Genomic DNA, 1,188 nt, shown 5'->3' with positions numbered 1-1,188 from the left:
GATGTCACCATCAACGAGAGTCGATAAGTCGACATCATCAACTGAGTAAGTACCATCAGCTGCAACAGCCACGTTTTCGATGGTGATTTCAATGCCAGCAATATCGGTGATCACTAAGGTGACCGTGCCGCCCGCTGGAATATCCTGTGAAGTACCCGTGATGTCACCTAAGTTGCCCGCATCAATCACTAAATCAACGGTGATATTACTTGAAAGGGCATCAAGGTTTTCAGTGTCATTCGCAGACAGAGCATTACCGTTTGAGTCGGTTGCGGTTGCTACGACAGTGATGTCGCCATCAACCAGGGTCGATAAGTCGACATCATCAACTGAGTAAGTACCATCTGCACCGACTGCCACATCATTGATGGTGACGAAGTTACCTTCAATATCGGTAATAACCAGCGTGACTGTGCCACCGTCTGGAATATCTTGTGAAGTACCTGTGATGTCACCTAAGTTGCCCGCATCAATCACTAAATCAACCGTGATATTACTTGAAAGGGCATCAAGGTTTTCAGTGTCATTAGCAGACAGAACATTACCGTTTGAATCGGTTGCGGTCGCTACGACAGTGATGTCACCATCAACCAGAGTCGATAAGTCGACATCATCAACTGAGTAGCTGCCATCAGCTGCAACAGCCACGTTTTCAATAGTGATTTCAGTGCCGGCAATATCGGTGATCACTAAGGTGACCGTGCCGCCCGCTGGAATATCTTGCGACGTACCTGTGATGTCACCTAAGTTGCCCGCATCAATCACTAAATCAACCGTGATGTTGCTTGCTAGGGCGTCGAGGTTTTCAGTGTCATTAGCAGACAGAGCATTACCGTTTGAATCGGTTGCGGTCGCTACGACAGTGATGTCGCCATCAACCAGAGTCGATAGGTCCACATCATTAACTGAGTAAGTGCCATCTGCTGCAACAGCCACGTTTTCGATGGTGATTTCAATGCCAGCAATATCGGTGATAACTAAGGTGACTGTGCCACCGTCTGGAATATCTTGTGACGTACCCGTGATGTCACCTAAGTTGCCCGCATCAATCACTAAATCAACCGTGATATTACTTGAAAGGGCATCGAGGTTTTCGGTGTCATTAGCACTTAATGGATTGCCGTTGGAATCTGTCGCGGTTGCTACGACAGTGATGTCGCCATCAACCAGAGTCGATAAGTCGACATC

1 protein-coding gene is annotated in these 1,188 nt (G+C 47.6%); it reads right to left on the bottom strand.

Annotated elements, in window-relative coordinates; translation table 11 throughout:
• A partial coding sequence (locus tag L2735_RS19850) for a beta strand repeat-containing protein (protein WP_428848341.1) occupies positions 1-1,188 on the bottom strand: 1,188 nt, incomplete at both ends.

Source organism: Shewanella olleyana, from assembly GCF_023283825.1.
Taxonomy (GTDB): Bacteria; Pseudomonadota; Gammaproteobacteria; order Enterobacterales; family Shewanellaceae; genus Shewanella; species Shewanella olleyana.
The sequence above is the reverse complement of the archived record's forward strand: the minus strand, read 5'-3'. Positions and strand labels throughout refer to the sequence as shown.